Source organism: Burkholderia sp. BCC1208, from assembly GCF_902833095.1.
Taxonomy (GTDB): Bacteria; Pseudomonadota; Gammaproteobacteria; order Burkholderiales; family Burkholderiaceae; genus Burkholderia.
In genome coordinates this window covers 167,158-189,696 of record NZ_CADFDY010000006.1, presented here as the reverse complement: position 1 = coordinate 189,696, position 22,539 = coordinate 167,158, and the positions used below count along the sequence as shown (strand labels likewise).

General features: G+C 67.0%; 20 protein-coding genes and 7 tRNA genes. 7 read left to right on the top strand and 20 right to left on the bottom strand.

Features of this window, described 5'->3' with window-relative positions; all coding sequences use genetic code 11:
* Positions 1 to 10: 10 nt before the first annotated feature.
* From HWX09_RS15920 to tsaB, 4 genes are read right to left on the bottom strand one after another with little or no spacing between them, the layout of a single operon-like run.
* Positions 11 to 976 (bottom strand): DUF1853 family protein, encoded by a 966-nt coding sequence (locus tag HWX09_RS15920; protein ID WP_027784791.1) that lies wholly within the window; start codon positions 974 to 976, stop codon positions 11 to 13.
* A complete protein-coding gene (locus HWX09_RS15915) occupies positions 973 to 2,004 on the bottom strand; it encodes a uracil-DNA glycosylase (protein ID WP_027784792.1) in 1,032 nt (343 codons plus the stop codon). Before HWX09_RS15915 ends, HWX09_RS15920 begins: the two co-directional genes overlap by 4 nt.
* Positions 1,991 to 2,491, bottom strand: a complete 501-nt coding sequence (rimI, locus tag HWX09_RS15910) for a ribosomal protein S18-alanine N-acetyltransferase (RefSeq protein WP_027784793.1) — start codon at positions 2,489 to 2,491, stop codon at positions 1,991 to 1,993. Before rimI ends, HWX09_RS15915 begins: the two co-directional genes overlap by 14 nt.
* Positions 2,488 to 3,255 (bottom strand): tRNA (adenosine(37)-N6)-threonylcarbamoyltransferase complex dimerization subunit type 1 TsaB, encoded by a 768-nt coding sequence (tsaB, locus tag HWX09_RS15905; protein ID WP_027784794.1) that lies wholly within the window; start codon positions 3,253 to 3,255, stop codon positions 2,488 to 2,490. Before tsaB ends, rimI begins: the two co-directional genes overlap by 4 nt.
* A gap of 147 nt (positions 3,256 to 3,402) precedes the next feature.
* On the opposite strand from tsaB, the gene HWX09_RS15900 reads away from it, so the two are divergent.
* The 3 genes from HWX09_RS15900 to aceA all read left to right on the top strand — a co-directional run bounded on the left by HWX09_RS15900 (position 3,403) and on the right by aceA (position 7,283).
* Positions 3,403 to 3,672, top strand: coding sequence for an acyl-CoA-binding protein (locus tag HWX09_RS15900; protein WP_011352486.1), 270 nt, complete (start codon positions 3,403 to 3,405; stop codon positions 3,670 to 3,672).
* 357 nt (positions 3,673 to 4,029) lie between these two features.
* A complete protein-coding gene (locus HWX09_RS15895) occupies positions 4,030 to 5,580 on the top strand; it encodes a DEAD/DEAH box helicase (RefSeq protein WP_027784795.1) in 1,551 nt (516 codons plus the stop codon).
* Between the two features lie 395 nt (positions 5,581 to 5,975).
* The gene (gene aceA / locus HWX09_RS15890; RefSeq protein WP_027784796.1) at positions 5,976 to 7,283 is read left to right on the top strand and encodes an isocitrate lyase; all 1,308 of its coding nucleotides are present in this window, start codon (positions 5,976 to 5,978) and stop codon (positions 7,281 to 7,283) included.
* Positions 7,284 to 7,492: 209 nt separating this feature from the next.
* Here aceA and HWX09_RS15885 read toward each other — a convergent pair whose 3' ends face one another.
* The gene (locus HWX09_RS15885) at positions 7,493 to 7,927 is read right to left on the bottom strand and encodes a universal stress protein (protein ID WP_011549516.1); all 435 of its coding nucleotides are present in this window, start codon (positions 7,925 to 7,927) and stop codon (positions 7,493 to 7,495) included.
* A 159-nt stretch (positions 7,928 to 8,086) separates the two neighbouring features.
* Complete coding sequence (locus HWX09_RS15880; RefSeq protein WP_027784797.1) at positions 8,087 to 8,992, bottom strand: LysR family transcriptional regulator; 906 nt, start codon at positions 8,990 to 8,992, stop codon at positions 8,087 to 8,089.
* A gap of 156 nt (positions 8,993 to 9,148) precedes the next feature.
* On the opposite strand from HWX09_RS15880, the gene HWX09_RS15875 reads away from it, so the two are divergent.
* Both HWX09_RS15875 and aceB read left to right on the top strand, forming a co-directional pair.
* On the top strand, positions 9,149 to 9,910 hold the full coding sequence (locus HWX09_RS15875) for a haloacid dehalogenase type II (protein ID WP_027784798.1): 762 nt from the start codon (positions 9,149 to 9,151) through the stop codon (positions 9,908 to 9,910).
* Positions 9,911 to 9,977: 67 nt separating this feature from the next.
* The gene (gene aceB, locus HWX09_RS15870) at positions 9,978 to 11,570 is read left to right on the top strand and encodes a malate synthase A (protein WP_027784799.1); all 1,593 of its coding nucleotides are present in this window, start codon (positions 9,978 to 9,980) and stop codon (positions 11,568 to 11,570) included.
* 130 nt (positions 11,571 to 11,700) lie between these two features.
* On the opposite strand, the gene HWX09_RS15865 is transcribed toward aceB, so the two are convergent.
* On the bottom strand, positions 11,701 to 12,114 hold the full coding sequence (locus HWX09_RS15865) for a gamma-glutamylcyclotransferase family protein (protein WP_027784800.1): 414 nt from the start codon (positions 12,112 to 12,114) through the stop codon (positions 11,701 to 11,703).
* 278 nt (positions 12,115 to 12,392) lie between these two features.
* Between HWX09_RS15865 and HWX09_RS15860 the strand changes: the two genes are divergently transcribed.
* On the top strand, positions 12,393 to 13,274 hold the full coding sequence (locus HWX09_RS15860) for a helix-turn-helix transcriptional regulator (protein WP_027784801.1): 882 nt from the start codon (positions 12,393 to 12,395) through the stop codon (positions 13,272 to 13,274).
* Between the two features lie 25 nt (positions 13,275 to 13,299).
* Here the strand turns inward: HWX09_RS15860 and HWX09_RS15855 are convergent, their stop codons facing one another.
* The 9 genes from HWX09_RS15855 to gltX form a co-directional block, all read right to left on the bottom strand.
* Positions 13,300 to 13,764 carry a GNAT family N-acetyltransferase gene (locus HWX09_RS15855; protein ID WP_027784802.1) on the bottom strand — a complete coding sequence of 155 codons (465 nt, stop codon included), beginning with the start codon at positions 13,762 to 13,764 and terminating at the stop codon, positions 13,300 to 13,302.
* Between the two features lie 221 nt (positions 13,765 to 13,985).
* Positions 13,986 to 14,062, bottom strand: a tRNA-Asp gene (locus HWX09_RS15850).
* Between the two features lie 73 nt (positions 14,063 to 14,135).
* A tRNA-Glu gene (locus tag HWX09_RS15845) sits at positions 14,136 to 14,211 on the bottom strand.
* Positions 14,212 to 14,275: 64 nt separating this feature from the next.
* Positions 14,276 to 14,352, bottom strand: a tRNA-Asp gene (locus tag HWX09_RS15840).
* A gap of 80 nt (positions 14,353 to 14,432) precedes the next feature.
* A tRNA-Glu gene (locus HWX09_RS15835) sits at positions 14,433 to 14,508 on the bottom strand.
* Positions 14,509 to 14,571: 63 nt separating this feature from the next.
* Positions 14,572 to 14,648 (bottom strand) — tRNA-Asp (locus tag HWX09_RS15830).
* Between the two features lie 78 nt (positions 14,649 to 14,726).
* A tRNA-Glu gene (locus tag HWX09_RS15825) sits at positions 14,727 to 14,802 on the bottom strand.
* Between the two features lie 137 nt (positions 14,803 to 14,939).
* Positions 14,940 to 15,015: transfer RNA gene (locus tag HWX09_RS15820), tRNA-Ala, on the bottom strand.
* A gap of 129 nt (positions 15,016 to 15,144) precedes the next feature.
* The gene (gltX, locus tag HWX09_RS15815; protein ID WP_027784803.1) at positions 15,145 to 16,554 is read right to left on the bottom strand and encodes a glutamate--tRNA ligase; all 1,410 of its coding nucleotides are present in this window, start codon (positions 16,552 to 16,554) and stop codon (positions 15,145 to 15,147) included.
* Between the two features lie 279 nt (positions 16,555 to 16,833).
* On the opposite strand from gltX, the gene HWX09_RS15810 reads away from it, so the two are divergent.
* On the top strand, positions 16,834 to 17,751 hold the full coding sequence (locus HWX09_RS15810) for a patatin-like phospholipase family protein (RefSeq protein WP_027784804.1): 918 nt from the start codon (positions 16,834 to 16,836) through the stop codon (positions 17,749 to 17,751).
* 149 nt (positions 17,752 to 17,900) lie between these two features.
* Here the strand turns inward: HWX09_RS15810 and HWX09_RS15805 are convergent, their stop codons facing one another.
* The 4 genes from HWX09_RS15805 to HWX09_RS15790 form a co-directional block, all read right to left on the bottom strand.
* A complete protein-coding gene (locus tag HWX09_RS15805) occupies positions 17,901 to 18,575 on the bottom strand; it encodes a C40 family peptidase (RefSeq protein WP_027784805.1) in 675 nt (224 codons plus the stop codon).
* Between the two features lie 128 nt (positions 18,576 to 18,703).
* Positions 18,704 to 20,326, bottom strand: coding sequence for a dipeptide ABC transporter ATP-binding protein (locus tag HWX09_RS15800; protein ID WP_027784806.1), 1,623 nt, complete (start codon positions 20,324 to 20,326; stop codon positions 18,704 to 18,706).
* Positions 20,323 to 21,420 (bottom strand): ABC transporter permease, encoded by a 1,098-nt coding sequence (locus HWX09_RS15795; RefSeq protein ID WP_027784807.1) that lies wholly within the window; start codon positions 21,418 to 21,420, stop codon positions 20,323 to 20,325. The genes HWX09_RS15800 and HWX09_RS15795 overlap by 4 nt, the downstream gene beginning before the upstream one ends.
* A 48-nt stretch (positions 21,421 to 21,468) precedes the next feature.
* Positions 21,469 to 22,512, bottom strand: a complete 1,044-nt coding sequence (locus HWX09_RS15790) for an ABC transporter permease subunit (protein ID WP_006481944.1) — start codon at positions 22,510 to 22,512, stop codon at positions 21,469 to 21,471.
* Between the last annotated feature and the right edge of the window lie 27 nt (positions 22,513 to 22,539).

Sequence of the window (22,539 nt, the reverse complement as noted above, 5' to 3'; positions counted from 1 at the left end):
TGACGCGGCGTCAGCGATCCTGCGCCGCAAACGCCTGCGCGCGCGCCGGCCAGTCGTCGGGCACGACGAAACCGCGCGCCGTCTCGCGCCACGTGCCGTCGCCGCCCTGTTCATGGATGCCGATCAGGTCGGGCGTCTGGCGCGTCGCGAGCACGGGCGGCAGTTCCGGTGCGCTCGCCAGCGGCTCGGGCTCGAAACCTGCGCCCCCGGCGGCACGCCGCGGCGCCAGCCATGCCAGCCTCGGCAACACGCTCCATGCCGCGCCGTCGCGCTGCGCGGCCGCCCACGCCGGCCACTGCGCGTGCGTCAGCCAGAAACCGCGCGGGTGATCCGGCGCGATTTCGGCGGACACCGGCGATACCGGCACGCCGTGCGGATGGAACAGCCAACCCTTGATGAACATCTGCGCGTCGGACGGTGCGCCGTAGCCGAGCCGGGCAAAGCCGTCGTGTTCGCCGAGCCGCAACTGGTGGTCGAGCAGCCGGCTGCGCTTGAGGTCGAACCGGTCGACGAGATTGGGGCCGACGAAGTCGGCGAGCGACGCGCCATCGCGGATCGGCGCACACAGATAGCACTTCACCGCGAGTTCCCAGTGCAGGCGCCGGCCGTCCGGCGCATCGACGAGAAAGTCGACTTCGCCGAGCGTGCGGCCGTTGCTGCGCAGCGGCAGATTGGCCGCGACGAGCCGCAGCGACGGCCCGTGCGTCAGAAAGTACTCGAGCAGGCATTCGGCGTAGCGGCCGAGCCGGGTGGGACGAAACCCGGCGAGCGCGCGATGCAGCGGCCCGGGCTGCGCATCGAGCGCGGCGAGCCACGCTTCGACGGCCGCTTGCCCGGCCGCATCCGGCCAAGGGCACGCGAGCGGCGCGCCCGGCACCGCGGTGAGCAGGCTCGGACTGGCCAGCAGCCAGCCCAGGTCTCGCACCGCGACGTCATGCAGCGTATCGACGAATGCGCACGCCGCGCCGGCCGTCATTGCCCGGCCGAACCGTGCGCGTCGGCGCCTTCCGCACGCTTGAACGTGTCGCGCGCGAGGCACAGATCGGCCCACGCCTTCGACTTGTCCTGCAGGCTGCGCAACAGGTAGGCCGGGTGGTAGGTGACGATCACCGGCACGCCCTCGTACGCATGCACGCGGCCGCGCAGCGATGCGATGCTCGCGTCCGTCTTCAGCAGCGTCTGCGCGGCAAAACGGCCGAGCGCGACGATCAGCTTCGGCTTCACGAGCGCGACCTGGCGCTGCAGATAAGGCTCGCAGCTCGCGACCTCGTCCGGCTCCGGGTTGCGGTTGCCGGGTGGGCGGCACTTGATCACGTTCGCGATGTACACGTTGTCGCCGCGCTTGAGCGACAGCGACTGCAACATGTTGTCGAGCAGCTTGCCGGCCTGGCCGACGAACGGCTCACCCTGCTTGTCCTCGTTCTCGCCCGGCGCTTCGCCGATCAGCATCCAGTCCGCTTCGCGGTCGCCAACCCCGAACACGGTGTTGGTCCGCTTCTCGCACAGACGGCACAGCGTGCAGTCCGCCACGCGCGCGGCCAGTGCCTCCCAGTCGAGCGCGGCGACCGGTGTGCCGGCGGGACGCGATTCGGCGGCCGGCACGAAATCGCCCTGCGGCGCCGCGTCGAACCAGGCGAAATCGTCGTCCCCGGCAGGCGGCGCATCATCCTTCGACGGCATCGTATCGGACGATGCGGGCGATGCGGCCGACTCGGCCGATGCCGCCTGCGCGGGCGGCCGATCGCCATCGACGACATCGTGCGCCGGCGCCCGCGACTCGCGAGCCGGCAAGCCGCCGGCAGCGCCGCGCGCGACGCCCGCTGGCGCAGCGTCCTGCACCGGTGCACGCGCTGCGCGCACCGGCCGATCGGCCGCGACGACGGAACCGTCGTCGGCCGCCGCGGTTTGCGCGACGGCTGCCGCGTCGTCGTCCGCGCGCTGCCCACGCCGCACCCAGATCTGCGCGAGGCCCAGTTCCTCGAGCGCCGCTTCAGCCCATGCCATGCGCATCCCCCTCGTCCTTGTTCAGCGTCAGACGCATCACGATCGCGTCCTCCCGGCTGCGATGCTTCGCCGGATAGTAGTTCTTGCGCCGGCCGATCGTCACGAAGCCGAAGCGCTCGTACAGATGGATCGCGCGCGGATTGGACGGCCGCACTTCGAGCAGCATGCCGTCGAGCCGCTCCGCGCGCGAAATGCGCACCGCCTCGCGCAGCAGCGCGAGGCCCGCGCCCGCATGCTGCGCGGCCGGCGCGACGCACAGGTTCAGCAGATGCATCTCGTCGACCACGGGCATCAGCACGCAATAGCCGATGAGCGACCCGGTCACGTGCCGCAGGCATACGCCCAGATAGCCGTTGCGCAACGAATCCTCGAAGTTGCCGCGGCTCCACGGAAATTCGTACGCGACGTGTTCGATCGCGACGACCTCGTCGAGATCGGCGTCCGTCATCGGCGCCAGATAGCGGTCGCTCAGCAGCACACCCGTCATCCCTTCGCTCCGCCCGTCTGCGCGGCCCGTGCCGCGATGCGCTCGGCCGTGGTCTGCGCGACCTTGTCGCGCACGTATTCGGGCGCGGCCTGGTCGGCCGGTACCGCACGCCCCGCGCGGAATGCGCGCAGCGCGGCATGCGCGACCGCCAGCGCATGCGGCAGCGCGTCGCCGTCGATCGCGGCGGCCCGCGCGGCGGCCGGCAATTGCGCGCCGAACGCCGCGGCCGCATTGCCGGCGAGCGTGAACGGCGCGTCGGGTACGCCGACGGCACCCGGTGCATCGAGCGACGCCGGATGCACCACGCGCCAGTCGCCGGCGCCGTCGTCCCACGCGAAATCCGCCCAGTAGGCTTCGTCCATCCGCGCGTCGAGCGCGGCGAGCACGCGGGCCGTGTCGGGCGCGCGCAGTCGCGCGTGCTCGGCGCACGCGAGCAGCGTGCCGATCGGCACGACCGGCAGCCCGCCCCCGAACGCGAGGCCCTGGGTAATGCCCGTCGCGGTACGCAGGCCCGTGAACGAGCCGGGGCCCGCGCCGAACGCGATCGCGTCGCAGTCGGCGAGCGTCAGCCCGGATTCGGCGAAGAGCTCCTGGATCGCCGGCAGCACGCGCGTGCTCGACACGGCGCCCGTCAGCTCGTGACGGATCCAGGTTTGCGGGGTGGAAACGGCGTCATCGGCGTGGGCCGAGCGCAGCAGCGCGACCGAGCAGTATTCGGTCGACGTATCGATGGCGAGGAGCACTGTTTGCGTCATGGCCGACATTGTAATGCGCCGCCCCGCTCCCACGGGCGATCGGGCCCGATCTGTGCACGCGAGCGGCGCCGGCCGCGGTTTGGAAGGATCGCTCGACCCCGCGCGGCGGCCCGCTTGTTAAGATCGGCCGATCTGAAACCCTTACGGAGACACCCGATGAGCGAACTCACCGCCCAATTCGACCAGGCCCAGATCGACGTCAAGCAACTGACGGAACGGCCGGGCAACCTGACCCTGCTGCGCCTGTACGCGCTCTTCAAGCAGGCGACCGACGGCGATGCGCACGGCGACAAGCCCGGCTTCACCGATATCGTCGGCAAATACAAGTACGATGCGTGGGACGCCCTGAAGGGCACGTCGCAGGATGCGGCGAAGCAGCAGTACATCGAACTCGTCGAGTCGCTGAAAAACGGCACGGCGTCCTGACCGGATCGTCCCCGCCGCAATCGGCAATCAAATCAGTGGCGCAGCGCAGCAAATTTCTTTATAATGCGGCCTGCGTCACCTCCCGCGCTCGGCTCGCAAGCCGTTCCGGCCCGACGCCTCGTAGCGTTAAGCTCCAATCCGGTTTAGAACCTGTCCCCTCCTGCTTCGACCTTCGCGGTCGTCAACTAGGCTGGCGGTCCCGCTCCTGAAGCGCGCCGCACCCAAAACAGCTTCTAATGCCTCATCCGCCGACGGTTCGGCGGATTGCTCCCGTTTCCCGATTTGCTCGATGAATCCGACGACTTGGGTATGCGCGATTGGCGCCGACGTTTCACCCACTGTGTTTCAAGGATTGTTATGACTTCGAGCATCAACTCCAGCCCGCTCAACGTGATCGCCGACCAGGCGCTCGGTCTCGACGCCGCCGCCGCACCGGCCGTGGTCGAACCGGCGTCGGACGAGCCGAGCTTCGCGTCGCTCGGGTTGTCGCCGGAGATCGTCTCCGCGCTGGAGGCTGCCGGCTATGTGAAGCCGACGCCGGTCCAGCAGCGCGCGATCCCGGCCGGCATCGCCGGCCGTGACCTGCTGGTGTCGAGCCCGACCGGTTCGGGCAAGACGGCCGCATTCATGCTGCCCGCGATCGAGCGTTTCGCGCAGCTCCAGAAGACGCAGGCGCAGCAGCCCCGCGCCCCGCGTGAACCGAACACCGGCGACCGCCGCGTCCGCCGCCCGCAGCCGGTATCGCGCCCGAGCCTGCTCGTGCTGACGCCGACCCGCGAACTCGCGATGCAGGTCACGACGGCCGCATCGACCTACGGCAAGCACCTGAAGCGCCTGCGCACGGTCAGCATCCTCGGCGGCGTCGCCTACGGCCAGCAGCTGATGCTGCTCGCGAAGAACCCGGAAATCCTGGTTGCCACGCCGGGCCGCCTGCTCGATCACCTCGAGCGCGGCCGCATCGACCTGTCGGAACTGAAGATGCTCGTGCTCGACGAAGCCGACCGCATGCTCGACATGGGCTTCATCGACGACATCGAAACCATCGTCGCGGCCACGCCCGCGTCGCGCCAGACGATGCTGTTCTCGGCCACGCTCGACGGCAAGATCGGTTCGCTGACGGGCCGCCTGCTGAAGGATCCGGAACGCATCGAGATCCAGCAGCGCCTCGAGTCGCGCACGAACATCGCGCAGACCGTGCACTACGTCGACGATCGCGACCACAAGGATCGCCTGCTCGATCACCTGCTGCGCGACGACGCGCTCGACCAGGCGATCATCTTCACGGCGACCAAGATCGACGCCGACCAGCTCGCCGGCCGTCTCGCCGACGCAGGCTTCGAATCGGCCGCGCTGCACGGCGATCTCCCGCAGGGCGCGCGTAACCGCACGATCCGTGCGCTGCGCGAGCGCCGCGTGCGCGTGCTGGTTGCCACCGACGTCGCGGCACGCGGCATCGACATCCCGGGCATCACGCACGTGTTCAACTACGATCTGCCGAAGTTCGCGGAAGACTACGTGCACCGTATCGGCCGTACCGGTCGCGCGGGCCGCTCGGGTATCGCGGTGAGCCTCGTGCATCATGCCGAGCAAGGCGCGCTCAAGCGTATCGAGCGCTTCGTGCGCTCGCCGCTGCCGGTCAACGTGGTCGAAGGTTTCGAACCGCGCAAGTCGCCCCCGCGTAACGGCGGCACCGGCGGCCGCGGCCGTCCGGGCGGCAGCACCGGCGGTCGTCGTTTCGGCGGCAAGCCGGGCGGCGGTTATGCGGGCAACGGCAACGGTGCCGGCCGCAGCCACGGCGGCGGCAATGGCGGCGGCTGGAGCGGCAAGCCGGGCGGCAGCCGTGACGGCGGCCCGCGTCGCGACGGTCAGCGCAGCGGCGCCCCGCGCCGCAGCAATTCGGCATCGTAAGCACACACGGGCGGCCCTCGGCCGCCCGGCGGATCGGGTACCGCCCAATCCAGCCAAACCGGCGCATCCGCGCCGGTTTTTTTTCGCCCGCCGCTCATTTCACGATGCGGAAAATTTTTTTGCGTCGTAAAAAATCATGCTGCAGGGCACAACCTCCGCGATTGCGGGATAGGAAAACGCGTTTCTTATCTCGAAATTTAGACGGCAAGCCGTTGATTCCCAACAACTAAAAAAATCCTCACTTCCCGATGCAGCCCCTGTTTCGGTGCCGCCAATTTGCCTAGACTCTTATACAAGACTTCGCGAAACGGAATGCACCGCTTCCCCGCTTCGCGAACGGCATCACCACGGTCAGATTCGGCCCGTCACGCATACACCGCCTCAAGGAGCTCATCATGTCGCGTCAGCAACAGGCACAGGAACTGCAGCAGCAATGGGAAACCGATCCGCGCTGGAAGGGCATCAAGCGCAGCTACTTGGCCGAGGACGTGGTCCGCCTGCGCGGCTCGATCCCGATCGAGCACACGCTGGCCAAGCGCGGCGCGGAAAAACTGTGGCGCCTCATCAACGACGAGCCGTTCGTCAACGCACTCGGCGCGCTGACCGGCAACCAGGCGATGCAGCAGGTGAAGGCCGGCCTGAAGGCCATCTACCTGTCCGGCTGGCAAGTGGCCGGCGACGCGAACGTCGCGGGCGAAATGTACCCGGACCAGTCGCTGTACCCGGCAAACTCGGTGCCGCTCGTCGTGAAGCGCATCAACAATACGCTGACGCGCGCCGACCAGATCCAGTGGTCGGAAGGCAAGAACCCCGGCGACGAAGGCTACGTCGATTTCTTCGCCCCGATCGTCGCCGATGCGGAAGCCGGTTTCGGCGGCGTGCTCAATGCGTTCGAACTGATGAAGGCGATGATCGAGGCCGGCGCATCGGGCGTCCACTTCGAAGACCAGCTCGCGTCGGTGAAGAAGTGCGGCCACATGGGCGGCAAGGTGCTCGTGCCGACGCGCGAAGCGGTCGCGAAGCTGTCGGCCGCGCGTCTCGCGGCTGACGTGATGGGCACGCCGACCGTGCTGGTTGCGCGCACCGACGCGGAAGCGGCCGACCTGATCACATCCGACGTCGACGACAACGACAAGCCGTTCCTGACGGGCGAGCGTACGGTGGAAGGCTTCTTCCGCACGAAGCCGGGCCTCGAACAGGCCATCTCGCGCGGCCTCGCGTACGCGCCGTACGCGGACCTGATCTGGTGCGAAACCGGCAAGCCCGATCTCGAGTACGCGAAGAAGTTCGCGGAAGCAATCCACAAGCAGTTCCCGGGCAAGCTGCTGTCGTACAACTGCTCGCCGTCGTTCAACTGGAAGAAGAACCTCGACGACGCGACGATCGCGAAGTTTCAGAAGGAGCTCGGCGCGATGGGCTACAAGTTCCAGTTCATCACGCTGGCCGGCTTCCATGCGCTGAACTACTCGATGTTCAATCTCGCGCACGGCTATGCCCGCACGCAGATGAGCGCATTCGTCGAACTGCAGCAGGCGGAGTTCGCGGCAGCCGACAAGGGCTTCACGGCCGTCAAGCACCAGCGCGAGGTCGGCACGGGCTACTTCGACGCGGTGACGCAGACGGTCGAGCGCGAAGCGTCGACGACCGCGCTGCATGGCTCGACCGAGGACGAACAGTTCTTCGACGGCAAGAAGGTCGCGTAACACGCAGTGGCGTGACGCCGATGCCGCCGCGTCTCTTGACGCCGCGGCATCGGCCACCGGACAACAATCAGGGAGGAGACGGCAGGCGCGCGAGTCTCATTGCGCGACCGGCCGCGCGGCCTGCGGGCCGCCAGCAACGATGCGCGCCGGCTTCGTCCGGCGCGCCCTTTTTCCGCGGCGCAGCCCGCCCGGCCACGGCCGGCGCTGCCCTACCGATAGACGATCACCGGAATTTTCGTATGGGTCAGCACGCGCTGCGTCTCGCTGCCGATCAGCAGGCTGCCGAGCCCGCGGCGTCCGTGGGACGCCATGAAGATCACGTCGCACCCGCCGCGCTCGGCCGCCTCGATGATGCCGAGATACGGCGACGGATGCACGCTCGTCCACGTGTCGCACGCGACGCCGGCCGCCTTCGCGGCCGCTTCCACCTCGTCGAGATGCGCACGCGCCTCGCGCTCGCTGCGCGCGCGAAAATCGGCGGGCGGCTCGATGATCACTTCGGAAAACGGCGAGTACGGGTATTGCGGCAGGCACGCGTAGGCCGTCACGCGCGCGCCGACCGCACGAGCCAGGTCGATCGCGCCGTCGATCGCCTTTTGCGACAGTTCGGAACCGTCGGTTGGAACGAGGATGTGCCGGAACATCGCGCCCTCCTTCGTCAATCGCGCGCCGCGCGCCGCGGCTCCAGCGGAGCCGGCCGCGACACGGCGCGCATGCCTCTTACGATTGTAGTGTGCGAAACCGCGCTCACCGCGTCGCCAGCGGGTTCGCCCTCATATCGGAAACGCGCGGGCGCGCGTCGCCTACTCGCCCCAATAGCCGGGTCGCTCGTACGTGTGCTTCAGGTAATCGAGAAACAGGCGCACCCGCAGCGGCAGATGCCGGCGCTGCGGAAACACCGCATGGATGCCGATCGGCGGCGCGGCGAACGCGTCGAGCACGCTGACGAGCCGGCCGGCCGCGATGTCCTCGCCGACTTCCCACCACGAACGCCACGCGAGCCCGTAGCCTTCGAGGCACCACTCGTGCAGCACCGCGCCGTCCGAGCATTCCATCGTGCCGTTCACGCGGATCGACACGACCTTGTCGCCGTCCTGGAACGCCCACCCGCGCTGCTGGTTCGCGTTCGCCGCGAGTGCGAGGCAGTTGTGGCGAGCGAGTTCCGCGAGCGTGGCGGGCGTGCCGCGCCGCGCGAGATACGCGGGGGACGCGACGCACACGCGGCGGTTTTCGCCGAGTTTCAGCGACACCAGCGACGAATCGGGCAGCTCGCCGAGCCGCACCGCGCAATCGAACCCCTCGTTGACGAGGTCGACCATCCGGTCGGACAGGTCGAGCGTGACCGACACGTCGGGGTGCCCGACGCTGAATTCGGGCACGAGCGGCGCGACGTGCCGCCGGCCGAAGCCGGCCGGCGCGGAAATCCGCAGATGGCCGCTCGCCTTGACGCCGCCGGCGGACACGCTTGCCTCCGCGTTCTGCATGTCGTTGATGATGCGCTGGCAATCCTCGAGGAACGCCGAACCCTCGAACGTCAGCGTGAGCTTGCGCGTCGTGCGCACGAGGAGCTTCACGCCGAGCCGCTCCTCGAGCGCGTCGAGGCGGCGGCCGATGATCGCCGGCGCGACGCCTTCCGCGTGCGCAGCCGCCGACAGGCTGCCTTTCGCCGCGACCGCGGCGAATGTTTCGATCTGTTTGAACCGGTCCATGACTCCCGAAAGGACGGCCTCGCCGCCCTTCAAATAGCTTGAGCCGCTCAAGATTAGGTATATGAAAGTAAAAGATCAAGTGATGATTAGCGTCTTTTTTAGCACCTTCGATCACGAATAGAATCGACCCGACCTCTGAAACTGGAGCGCAAGGCTATGTCGGCCACAACGACACTCTCCTCTCCCGACGCTATCCTCTTCGACGCATTCGGCACGTTGTTCGACGTGCGCGCCGTGCTGGCCGCGGCGGAGCAGATGTTTCCCGGTCACGGGGAACGGCTGTCGCAGCTGTGGCGACGCAAGCAGATCGAATACTCGCAGTTGCGCACGCTCGCCGATCCGGCCGGCGCCCGCTATCGCCCGTTCCGGGACATCACGCTCGATGCGCTGCGGTTCGCCGCGCGCCGGCTCGGGCTCGCGCTGAACAGCGCGGCCGAGAAGCGGCTGATGGACGAATACGCGTGCCTGTCCACCTATCCCGATACGGTGCCCGCGCTGCGCAAGCTGCGCGCGCTCGACCCGCGCCCGCCGCTCGCGATCCTGTCGAACGGCACCCCGCAGATGCTCGACATCGCGATCAAGAGCGCCGGCATGTCCGGGCTGTTCGATCGCGTGCTGTCGGCCGACACCGTGCGCGCGTACAAGCCGAGCCCGGCCGCTTACGCACTCGGCACCGCCGCGTTCGGGGCGAATCCGCGCGACATCGTGTTCGTGTCGTCGAACGCGTGGGACGTCGCCGGCGCCACCTGGTTCGGCTACACGACGTTCTGGCTCAACCGCACGGGTGCGCCCGCCGAGGAACTCGGCGCGCCGCCCCACGGCACGGGCACCGGCATGGCCGACCTGCTCGCCTTTCTCGCCACCCCGGCTCCGTCCGGCAGACCCGCGAACCGCACGCGCCCCGGCCCGGGTGCATGACGCTCGCGGCGCTGCCGCCTTCCCCCTTCACCGAAACCGCAACTGACCGACCAAGGAGATGAGACTCATGAGCACCCCGATCACGCTGCCGCAAGGCATGACGATCACCGGCGAAATCAAGCCGGGTTACGAAGCCATCCTGACGCCCGACGCGCTGGCACTCGTCGCGGCGCTGCACCGCACGTTCGAATCGCGCCGCCAAGCGCTGCTGCAGGCGCGCGTCGAGCGCACGAAACGCCTCGACGCGGGCGAGCGCCCCGACTTCCTGGCCGAGACGAAAGCGATTCGCGAAGGCGACTGGAAGGTCGCGCCGCTGCCGGCCGACCTGCAATGCCGGCGGGTCGAGATCACGGGCCCCGTCGAGCGCAAGATGATCATCAACGCGCTGAACTCGGGCGCCGATTCATACATGACGGACTTCGAGGATTCGAACGCACCGAGCTGGACGAACCAGATCGACGGCCAGATCAACCTGAAGGACGCGATTCGCCGCACGATCTCGCTCGAGCAGAACGGCAAGTCGTACAAGCTGAACGACAAGGTCGCGACGCTAATCGTGCGCCCGCGCGGCTGGCACCTCGACGAGAAGCACGTGACGGTCGACGGCCAGCGCGTGTCCGGCGGCATCTTCGATTTCGCGCTGTTCCTGTTCCACAACGCGAAGGAACTGATCGCGCGCGGTTCCGGCCCGTACTTCTACCTGCCGAAGATGGAAAGCCATCTCGAGGCGCGCCTGTGGAACGACATCTTCGTCGCCGCGCAGGAAGCGGTCGGCGTGCCGCGCGGCACGATCCGCGCGACGGTGCTGATCGAGACGATCCTCGCCGCGTTCGAGATGGACGAGATCCTGTACGAACTGCGCGAACACAGCTCGGGCCTGAACGCCGGCCGCTGGGACTACATCTTCTCGGCGATCAAGAAGTTCAAGAACGACCGCGACTTCTGCCTGGCCGACCGTTCGAAGATCACGATGACGGTGCCGTTCATGCGCGCGTACGCGCTGCTGCTGCTGAAGACCTGCCACAAGCGCAACGCGCCGGCGATCGGCGGGATGGCCGCGCTGATCCCGATCAAGAACGATCCGGAGGCGAACGAGAAGGCAATGGGCGGCGTGCGTTCGGACAAGGCCCGCGACGCGACCGACGGCTACGACGGCGGCTGGGTCGCGCACCCGGGCCTCGTGCCGATCGCGATGGAAGAATTCGTCAAGGTGCTCGGCGACAAGCCGAACCAGATCGCGAAGCAGCGCGACGACGTCCAGGTCGAAGGCAGGAACCTGCTCGACTTCCAGCCGGAAGCGCCGATCACCGAAGCCGGCCTGCGCAACAACATCAACGTCGGGATCCACTACCTCGGCGCGTGGCTCGACGGCAACGGCTGCGTGCCGATCCACAACCTGATGGAAGATGCGGCCACGGCCGAGATTTCCCGCTCGCAGGTATGGCAGTGGATCCGCTCGCCGAAGGGCGTGCTCGACGACGGCCGCAAGGTCACGGCCGAACTCGTGCGCGAATTCGCGAAAATCGAGCTCGACAACGTGAAGCGCTCGGTCGGCGGCAACACGCAGCCGTACGAACGCGCCGCGGCGATCTTCGAGCGGATGTCGACGTCGGAAGGCTTCACCGAATTCCTGACGCTGCCGCTGTACGAGGAAATCTGACGACGCCGTCTGCTGCGATCGCCGGCTGGCCACGCCGTGCCGGCGATCGCATGCGATGGCGGCATGAAAAAAGCGCCCCGCGGGGCGCTTTCTCTTTTGCGGCGAATCCGGCCGCCGCCCGCGGGCACGCTCAGGCGGCTTCCTGCTCGCGCCGGTGCTGAACCCAGTCGCCGGACGCGATGCGCGGGCGCCCGGCCGCCGCATGCGCGGCAACCGGATAATACAGGCAGGCGTACTGTCGGCCGCCGAGCTCGACGGTCACCTCTTCCGGCTTGAACAGCGAGTCGACGCCCGGATAGACGCGCTCGATCTCGTCGAGCACCGGGACGAGCTGCTCGTCGACCTCGTAGACGTCGCCCCAGACCAGCGACTTGCCGGCCGGCCCGGCGATCATGCCCGGATACGTGCCGAAATCGTACAGTTCGCCCGGCAGCGCGGCGGCGCCCAGCAGCGTCGGCGCGGCGATTCCGTGGCGAGCGGCCGCATGGCCGATGTCGTTGGCCTGTCCGGCTCTCAAGGTGCCATAGACGAATACGTGGCGCATCGTGGTTCTCCTCTTCGATTCGTGTGTTGCCGTGTTCGCGTGCGATCGGTGCGCGATTGGCATGCAATTGCGCACGCATCGATAGACCGCGATACCGGCCCGATGGTTCGAACCGTCGGCGCGCGCGGCCGCACGCAGCCGCACGCAGCCGCCCCGGATTTGCCGGTGCCCACACAAAGTTCATTTGAACCCGGCATGATGGCCCGAAAAACCGCCGCATGCGCAAGCGCTGCGCCTTCTAAAATAACGGCATCGCCGCCGCGCCGCCCGAACCGTTCATGAATCCGCCCGCCCAAGCCGACGTATCGAACCCGTACGACGTCATCGACATTCCGCCGGAATTCGCGCCGACCGCCGTCCATCCGATGCGCGTGCGCGCGCGGCAGGTCGATGCCGGCCGCCGCATTCCGCTGCACACACATGCGTGGGCGCAACTCGCGTACGCGTCGCGCGGCGTGCTGCGCGTCGCGACGACCGGCACGACCTGGATGGTGCCGCCGTCCCGTGCGATCTGGGTGCCGCCGCACGTCACGCACGAAGTCATGATCGTCGAAGAGGCCTATTTGCGCACGCTGTATATCGACGAGTCGATCGTGCCGGACGGGCTCGATGCCTGCCGCGTCGTCGAGGTGACGGGGCTGCTGCGCGAACTGATCGTCGCACTCGACGCGCGCGACCTGAGCGCCGCGCGCGAGCGCCTGCTGTACGGGCTCGTGCTCGACGAGCTGAGCCATGCCGAACCGTTGCCGCTCGCGGTGCCGATGCCCGACGAGAAACGGCTGCGCCTGCTGTGCGAATCGGTACTCGCGCACCCCGCGCATGCGGAGTCGCTCGAGCACTGGGCAAGCGAGGTCGGCGCGAGCACGCGCACGATATCGCGACTATTCAAGCAGGAACTCGGGGTGAGCTTTTCGCAGTGGCGCCAGCAGGCGCTGCTCGCGCGGGCAATCCCCCTGCTGAACCAGGGGCGCCCGCTGTCGCATATCGCGCGTGAGCTCGGCTACCAGAGCCAGAGCGCGTTCTCGGCCATGTTCCGCCGTGCGTTCGGCGAAAGCCCGCGCGCGTTCATGCTCCGCGGCTACGAGCATCGAGGCCCGGACGGCGGCGTCGCGGACGACGAAACGCCAAACGACGACGGCGCGATCGGCACGGCCCGCTGATCGCTCGCTCCGGCGCGCCGGACCGTCAGACCGGCCGCACCATGTGGCGGATCGAGCCCAGTTGCGCGAGCCGCGGCCCGGTGACCCGGTAGCCCATGCGCAGGTACAGATGCGCGGCAGGATTGTCGACGAACACGCGCAACTGCAGTTCGTGCAGCCCGCGCGCACGCGCCCAGCGATGCGCCATCTCGAGCATATAGGTGCCGGCGCCCTGCCCGCGATGGCCGGCCGCGATCTGCACGTCGCGGATATGCAGCGAATCGCCCTCCTCGGTCACGCGCAGCACGCCGATGCGCTCGCCGTCGGCCTCGAGGATGAAGTTCTCGGATTCGCGCCAGCTCGCATAGAACAGGTCGCTGCGCCACACGAGCCCATGGCGCTTGTAGTAGCCGCCCATGTTGCCGTGCGTCAACGCTTCGGCATACGGAAAATCGCCGGGCTCCGCTGGCCGGAGCTGATACAGGAGTCGCAGGTCGGTCGGATCGAGCATCGCGCAGGAGTCGGAAACGCATCCCGCCACGATAGCGCAGTCGCGTGCGGATGCAATCGCGAATTTCTCGTAGGGGGTGCGGCGTCTGATGCAGCACCCGGCCCGGGTGGCAAGCGCAGCCCTTCGAGTCCCGCCGGAAGCCGCGCAGTCACGTGCCCGCAAGCGGGCGCAACGAGCGACACCAATGAAAAAGCCCGCACAAGGCGGGCTTTTTCATTTTCTGGCGGAGCGGACGGGACTCGAACCCGCGACCCCCGGCGTGACAGGCCGGTATTCTAACCGACTGAACTACCGCTCCAGTCTTGCTGCTTGCCTGGCAGGCGTCGGTTACTTCCTGCCGGCGCGTCGTTTGTTCGAACGACGCCGAAATCTGGCGTCCCCTAGGGGATTCGAACCCCTGTACTCACCGTGAAAGGGTGATGTCCTAGGCCTCTAGACGAAGGGGACAACGTACTGCTTACATCCTTAACGAGAAAGCCCGTTCAAAAACGCTTTTGAACGGGCTTCGTTCTGGCGGAGCGGACGGGGCTCGAACCCGCGACCCCCGGCGTGACAGGCCGGTATTCTAACCAACTGAACTACCGCTCCAGCTTTTCTGCACCACCGCCCGCAGGATCTCGTCACGTTCCTGCATGCGTTGCGACACTTCTACGAAACGCCGCTGAATCTGGCGTCCCCTAGGGGATTCGAACCCCTGTACTCACCGTGAAAGGGTGATGTCCTAGGCCTCTAGACGAAGGGGACAACGTACTGCTTACATCTTTAATACAAAAGCCCGCTCAAAAACGTCTTGAACGGGCTTCGTTCTGGCGGAGCGGACGGGACTCGAACCCGCGACCCCCGGCGTGACAGGCCGGTATTCTAACCGACTGAACTACCGCTCCAGCTTTCTTACCCAACCCGCAGGACGTCGGTTACGTTCCTGCAAGCCTTGCGACACTTCTACGAAACGCCGCTGAATTTGGCGTCCCCTAGGGGATTCGAACCCCTGTACTCACCGTGAAAGGGTGATGTCCTAGGCCTCTAGACGAAGGGGACAAAATCTTTTCAGATTCGTCTGACTTTCGCTATTTACTTCTACTCAACAGCGAAGGCCGGAATTCTAACTGCTTTGAATCATTTTGTGAAGCATTTATTACTACCGCTGCTTCGCAAATCAATCCAGTTTGTTCTGTTGGTGGAGGTAAGCGGGATCGAACCGCTGACCTCTTGCATGCCATGCAAGCGCTCTCCCAGCTGAGCTATACCCCCTTGCAGAACAGAAATGAGATTATATGGACCGATTCTGAACTTGTAAATACCCTTTTTACGATCCGCATGAAATTTTTTGCGAAGCAGCCCGCTCACTCCTGTGCGGACCGCTTCGCACGCGCGCGAACGTCAAGCCAGCGCGGCCTCGATGCGCGACACCACGACGTCGCGACCGAACAGCACGAGCACCGCGTCGATCGACGGCGTGTGCGTCGTGCCCGCCACCAGCAGACGCACCGGCATCGCGAGCTGCGGCATCTTCAGCTTGTGCGTGGCGAGCGTCGCCTTCAACGCGGCGGACACCGCTTCCTTCGTCCAGTCGGCCGCCTTCAGCGCAGCGACGAGATCGGCCAGCGCCGGCCGCACCGCATCGGTCACGTGCTGCGCGAGCGCATCGGCCTCGGGCGCCGGCACGCGGTAGAACATCGTCGCGCCTTCCGCGATCTCCTTGACCGTCGTCGCACGATCCTTCATCAGGCCGACCACCGCGTCGAGCGCGGGGCCCGTCGCGATCGCCGCGTCGTCGATGCCGAGCGCGTCGAGGAACGGCTTCGCGAGTTCGGCGAGGCGCGCGTTGTCGGCTTCCTTGATGTAATGCGCGTTCAGCCAGCTCAGCTTGCTGTGGTCGTACTGCGCGGGCGACTTGCCGAGATGCTCGAGATCGAACCATTCGACGAACTGCTCGCGCGAGAAGATCTCGGCGTCGCCGTGCGACCAGCCGAGCCGCGCGAGATAGTTGACGACGGCCTCCGGCAGGAAGCCCGCGTCGCGGTACGCCATCACGCTCATCGCGCCGTGCCGCTTGCTCATCTTCTCGCCCTGCTCGTTCAGCACGGTCGGCAAGTGTGCGTAGACGGGCGGCTCGCCGCCGAGCGCATTCAGGATGTTGATCTGGCGCGGCGTGTTGTTCACGTGGTCGTCGCCACGGATCACGTGCGTGATGCCCATGTCCATGTCGTCCACCACCACGCAGAAGTTGTAGATCGGCGTGCCGTCCGGGCGCGCGATCACGAGGTCGTCGAGTTCCTCGTTCGAGATCTCGACACGCCCCTTCACCGCGTCGTCCCACACGACCGTGCCCGTCAGCGGATTGCGAAAGCGCAGCACCGGCTTCACGCCGGCCGGCGGCTCCGGCAGCACCTTGCCGGGCTCCGGACGCCACGTGCCGTCGTAGCGCGGCTTCAGGCCGGCTTCGCGCTGGCGTTCGCGCAGCGCGTCGAGTTCCTCGGCCGACATGTAGCACGGGTACGCGAGGCCCTTCTCGAGCATCTGCGCGAGCACTTCGCGATAGCGGTCCATCCGCTGCATCTGGTAGATCGGACCTTCGTCGAAATCCAGCCCGAGCCATTGCATCCCTTCGAGGATCGCATCGACCGCTTCCTGCGACGAGCGCTCGACGTCGGTATCCTCGATGCGCAGCACGAACGTGCCTTTCATCTTGCGGGCGAACGCCCACGGATAGAGTGCGGAGCGGATGTTGCCGAGGTGGATGAAGCCGGTGGGACTCGGCGCGAAGCGGGTACGGACAGGACGGGTCATAAACGGTAACTCGAACGCCTGGGGCGCATGAATGATTCGACGCGGGACGACGACGGCAGCCCCGACAGCAACGGAGCCGGCGACGCCCGGAACGGGAAAGAAGCCGGAATTATACTCGCGCCGGACATCGCGCCAAGCGCACCGCTTGCTTTATGATGTGCGCGCCGCGGCCGCCAGCCGGCGCGGCGCCGGCCGCACGGAACCCGCCGCGCGGCCGCTCGGAACCTATCGCCGCCGCGGGCCGTGTAACCCGCCGCCAAGCCGCCGGAGAACCATTCGATGTCGTCCCCTCGCCTGTCGCGCCGCCACTTCACGATTGCGTGCGCGTCCGCCAGCCTCGCCGCCTGCACCTCCTTCGGCGACAAGTCCCGTCCCGGCACGGCCCTGCCGCAGGAGAAGCCCGTCAAGATCGGCATCGCACTCGGCGGCGGCGCCGCGCGCGGGTTCTCGCACATCGGCGTGCTGAAGGCGCTCGAGGCGCGCGGCATTCCGATCGAAATCGTCGCCGGGACGAGCGCGGGCTCGGTGGTCGGCGCGCTCTACGCGTCCGGCATGAACGGGCTGCAGATCAACAAGATCGCGCTCGACATGGACCAGGCGTCGATCAGCGACTGGGCGCTGCCGTTTCGCTCGCGCGGCCTGCTGCAAGGCGTCGCGCTGCAGAACTTCCTGAACAAGACGCTCAACAACCGGCCGATCGAGAAGATGGCGAAGCCGCTCGGCATCGTCGCGACGGACCTGCAAAGCGGCCAGCCGATCCTGTTCCAGCAAGGCAATACCGGGCTGGCGGTACGCGCATCGTGCAGCGTGCCATCGGTGTTCGAGCCGGTGAAGATCGGCAATCGCGAATATGTGGACGGCGGCCTGGTGAGCCCGGTGCCGGCATCGTTCGCGCGCAAGATGGGAGCGAGCTTCGTGATCGCGGTCGACATCTCGGCGCGGCCGGACGGCGCGGCGACCAACAACCCGATCGAGATGCTGCTGCAGACCTTCACGATCATGGGCCAGACGATCAAGACCTACGAACTCGACAAGTATGCGGACGTCGTGATTCGCCCGAACCTCGCGGCGATGGGCGGCAGCGACTTCAACCAGCGCAACGCGGCGATCCTCGCGGGCGAGGAAGCGGTCGCTCGCATCATGCCGGAACTGCAGCGCAAGCTCGCGGCGGCACGCGGCGTGGCTACCGCCGCGTAAGCCGCGACGGGCGGCTGCGGCACACGGCGCCTCCCGGTGGCCGGCGCAACGCCTTCCGCCTCGTCGTCCGCGCCAGTCCAAAAACAAAAAACCCTGCCGCCTTTCGGTGACAGGGTTTTTTATCGTCCGGCCCGACCGACCGGCAAACGTCAATTGTTGCCGTTCACCGAATCGTCGCCGATCGTCGCACGCACGCGCTGACGCAGGTCTTCTGCCTTCATCGGGAATTCCGATTCGATCCGGCGCGCGCCCGTGAAACGCTTTTCCCAGTAGCCGCTGTCGAGATCGTCGACGCGCACGGTGCTGCCCGTCGACGGCGAATGCACGAACTTGTTGTCGCCGATGTAGATGCCGACGTGCGAGAACGTGCGGCGCATCGTGTTGAAGAACACGAGATCGCCCGGCTTCAGGTTGCTCATGCTCACCTTCTCGCCGACGCGGCTCATTTCTTCCGCGCGACGCGGCAGCGACATGCCGAGCGTGTCCTGGAACACGTAGCGCACGAAGCCGCTGCAGTCGAGGCCCGAATCCGGCGAGTTGCCGCCCCAGCGATACCGCACGCCGATCATGTTCAGCGCGCCGACCACCACGTCGCCTGCCTTGCCCGCCATGCCGGCAAGGAACGACTTCGCGCCGCCGCTCGACGGCTGCGCGCTGGTCTGCTGGAGGGAGGCACCCGACCCGATCTGAGTCGAATTGGTGACATTCTGGTTAAAACTGCTGACTTCGTCGGCGAACGCGCCGGGAGCTGCTGCGAACAGGGCGCCGATGAATAGCCCGGCGATGGTGCGCGCGCATGCCTGGGTCAGGGATCGATGCTGCATTGGTCGATGGAATTTGCTTAAAAATCAGCTGATTGGCGGAAAATTTCGGTCGATACTAGCCAGCGCGTAATCGTTTGTCAAAACAAATTAATAAATACAATCGAGATGGTCCGACCATTGGACGTCTATCACGCTTTCCAGACCGCTTTCAACAGCTTTTGTGTGTAAGGATGTGACGGTCTGGTGAACACGTCGGACACCTCCCCCGACTCCACGACGGCGCCGTCCTGCATCACCGCGATGCGGTGCGCCATCGCACCGATCACCTCCAGGTCGTGGCTGATGAAGACGTAGCCGAGGTTGTATTTCTGTTGCAAATTCGCGAGCAGCTTCAGCACCTGCTGCTGGATCGACACGTCGAGCGCGGAAGTCGGCTCGTCGAGGATCAGGATGCGCGGCTCCAGCACCAGCGCGCGCGCGATCGCGATCCGCTGGCGCTGGCCGCCCGAGAATTCGTGCGGATACCGGTGCAGCACCGTGCGGTCGAGGCCGACTTCGCGCAGCACCGCGAGCGACTTCGCGCGGCGCGCGTCGGGCGTCATGTCGGGGCGGTGCAGCTCGAGCCCCTCGCCGACGATCCGCTCGATCGTGTGACGCGGCGAAAGCGAACTGAACGGATCCTGAAAGACCACCTGCATGTTCGAGCGCAGCGCGGTCTGTTCGCGGCCGCGATAGGTCGACAGCGCGCGCCCCTGGAATTCGATCTCGCCGCCGACCGTCTTCTGCAGCCCGAGCAGCGCCATCGCGAGCGTCGACTTCCCCGATCCCGACTCGCCGACGATGCCGAGCGTTTCGCCCTGCCGCACCGACACCGATACGTCCGCGACGGCCGTCACCGGCACCGTGCCGAACCAGCCCGCGAAGCCCGGCCGCTTGCGCGCGAACTGCACGCTCACGTGGCGCGCGTCGAGCACGACGGGCGCGATCGGCATCACCGGCGTGACCGCGCGTTGCGGCCGGCTGTTCAGCAGCCGCTGCGTATACGGATGCTCGGGCGCCGCGAAGATCCGCTCGACGGGCCCGCTCTCGACGAGCCGGCCGTGCTCCATCACCGCGACGCGCTGCGCGAAGTGCCGCACGAGATTCAAATCGTGCGTGATCAGCAGGATCGACATCCCGCGTTTTTCCGCTTCGTCGCGCTGCAACTCCAGCAGCAGGTCGACGATCTGCGCGCGGATCGTCACGTCGAGCGCGGTGGTCGGCTCGTCGGCCAGCAGCAGGCGCGGCCGGCACGCGAGCGCCATCGCGATCATCGCGCGCTGCCGCTGACCGCCCGACAACTGGTGCGGGTAGCTGTCGACGCGCTTCTCGGGCTCCGCGATGCCGGTGCGCGCGAGCAACGCGATCGTGCGCTTGCGCGCCTCCACGGCCGATACGCCGTCGTGCAGCACGATCGTCTCGCCGATCTGCACGCCGATCGTATACAGCGGGTTGAGCGCCGTCATCGGCTCCTGGAAGATCATCGCGATGTCCGAGCCGCGCAGCCCGCGCATCTCGCGCTCGCTCTTGCTTGCCAGATCCTGCCCCGCGAAGCGGATCGCGCCGCCGACTTCGGCGTCGCGCAGCAACCGCAGGATCGACAACGCGGTCACGCTCTTGCCGGACCCCGACTCGCCGACGAGCGCGACCCGCTCGCCGCGCCCGATCGCGAGCGTCACGTCGTCGACGGCCACCGTGTCGCCGAAGCGCACATGCAGATGCTCGAGCGACAGCAGCGGTTCGTCCGCCTTCGATACGACCGCGTCGCTCATCGCTGGCCTCCCGCGGCGCGCACCGAATCGGCGATGCGCGTGTCGAGCGCGTTGCGCAGCGCATCGCCCATGAAGGTCAGCAGCAGCAGCGTCGCGACCAGCACGCCGAACGTCGACAGCGAGATCCACCATGCGTCGAGGTTGCCCTTGCCCTGCGCGAGCAGTTCGCCGAGGCTCGGCGTCGGCGGCGGCACGCCGAGCCCGAGGAAGTCGAGGCTCGTCAGCGCGAGGATCGAGCCGCTCATCCGGAACGGCAGGAACGTGATCACCGGCGTGAGACTGTTCGGCAGCACGTGGCGCCAGATGATCTGCCCGTTCGTGAGCCCCATCGCACGGGCCGCGCGCACGTAGTCCTGCGTGCGGTTGCGCAGGAATTCCGCGCGCACGTAGTCGGCGAGGCCGATCCAGCCGAACAGCGACAGCAGCACGATCAGCAGCAGGAAGCTCGGCTCGAAGATCGACGCGAAGATGATCAGCAGGTACAGCTCGGGCAGCGAGCTCCAGATCTCGATCAGCCGCTGCCCGACGATGTCGATACGCCCGCCGAAGAAGCCTTGCACGGCGCCCGCGGCGATCCCGAGCAGCGTGCCGATCACGGTCAGGATCAGCCCGAATTCGACCGACACGCGGAACCCGTACACGAGCCGCGCGAGCAGGTCGCGGCCCTGCGCGTCGGTGCCGAGCCAGTTCTCGCGCGACGGCGGCGCCGGGTTCGGCACGTTCGAGAAGTAGTTCAGCGTGTCGTAGTAATAGCGGTTCGGCGGATAGACGACGAAGTTGCCGGGCGCCTCGAGCCGCTTGCGCACATACGGATCGAGATAGTCGGCCGGCGTCGGGAAATCGCCGCCGAAGGTCGTCTCCGGGTACGCCTGGAACATCGGGAAATAGGTCTGGCCGTCGTAGCGCACGACGAGCGGCTTGTCGTTCGACCACAGCGGCGCCGCGAGGCTCGCGGCAAAGGCCACGACGAAGATCACGAAGCTCCAGTAGCCGAGGCGCTGCTGCCTGAAGCGCTGCCACACGCGGCGGGCGGGCGACGGCGACACGCGCGCCCGTGCGGCGTCGATGCGGGAAGAGACGACGGCCCGGTTCATCGCGCGCCTCGCCCGCTGGCGCCGGGCATGCGAATGGCTCGTTTCATGTCAGCGCTCCAGGTTGTCGAATTGAATGCGCGGATCGACCCACACATAGCAAAGATCGGAGATCAGCTTGGTCGCGAGCCCGATCAGCGTGAACAGGTACAGCGTGCCGAGCACGACCGGGTAGTCGCGCCGCACGACCGATTCGTACGACAGCAGCCCGAGGCCGTCGAGCGAAAACAGCGTCTCGATCAGCAGGCTGCCCGTGAAGAACGCGCCGATGAACGCGGCGGGGAAGCCGACGATCAGCGGCAGCATCGCATTGCGGAACACGTGCTTCCACAGCACGCTGCGCTCGGAGAGCCCCTTCGCGCGCGCGGTCAGCACGTATTGCCGGCGGATCTGGTCGAGGAACGCGTTCTTCGTGAGCATCGTGACGACCGCGAAGCTGCCGACGACCGACGCGGTGATCGGCAGCGCGATGTGCCACAGGTAGTCGAGCACCTTGCCGACGAGCGACAGTTGCGCGAAGTTGTCCGACGTGAGGCCGCGCAGCGGAAAGAGCTGCCAGAACGAGCCGCCGCCGAACAGCACGAGCAGCAGCACGCCGAGCACGAAGCCCGGAATCGCATAGCCGACGAGCACGACGAGGCTCGTCGCGACGTCGAACGGCGAACCGTTGCGCACCGCCTTCGCGATGCCGAGCGGCACCGAGATCAGATACGTGAGGAAGAACGTCCACAGCCCGATGCTGATCGACACGGGCAGCTTCTGCACGACCAGCGACCACACGCTCTGGTGGCGAAAATAGCTGTCGCCGAGATCGAAGCGCGCGAAGCGTTTCAGCATCAGCCAGTAGCGTTCGAGCGGCGGCTTGTCGAAACCGTACAGCGCCTTGAGCTGCGCGAGCTGCTGCGCGTCGACGCCGGTGTGCGCGCGCATCCCGAACGGCGTCGCGCCCTGCTCCGTCGCGCCCTTGCGCAATTCCTGCACGGCCTGCTCGACCGGGCCGCCCGGCACGAACTGGATCACCGCGAACGTGAGCGTCAGCACGCCGACGAGCGTCGGGATCATCAGCAGCAGGCGTTTGAGGATGTAGCTCCACATAGGGCGTCGACTCGTGATCGGGTGGCT